The sequence below is a fragment of the Staphylococcus sp. EG-SA-15 genome (assembly GCF_017151895.1).
GTDB classification, from domain to species: domain Bacteria; phylum Bacillota; class Bacilli; order Staphylococcales; family Staphylococcaceae; genus Staphylococcus; species Staphylococcus aureus.
The window spans coordinates 1-273 of record NZ_JACVZN010000097.1 but is presented as its reverse complement, the minus strand read 5'-3'; the positions used below and the strand labels follow the sequence as shown (position 1 = coordinate 273).

Sequence of the window (273 nt, the reverse complement as noted above, 5' to 3'; positions counted from 1 at the left end):
GTGTATGTTTTCCTGCATCCGAGTCCGAATCGCTATCTGAGTCTGAATCACTGTCTGAGTCTGAGTCGCTATCTGAGTCTGAGTCGCTATCTGAATCTGAATCACTGTCTGAGTCTGAGTCGCTGTCCGAATCTGAATCGCTATCCGAGTCTGAATCGCTGTCTGAGTCTGAGTCGCTATCCGAGTCTGAGTCGCTGTCTGAATCGCTATCTGAATCTGAATCACTGTCTGAGTCTGAGTCGCTGTCTGAATCTGAATCGCTATCTGAGTCTG

1 protein-coding gene is annotated in these 273 nt (G+C 48.4%); it reads right to left on the bottom strand.

The genetic code is table 11. The annotated features are described in order from the left end of the window. Nucleotides 1–273: hypothetical protein (locus tag IDG64_RS14505; RefSeq protein ID WP_206171367.1), on the bottom strand; the 273-nt coding region annotated here is incomplete at both ends.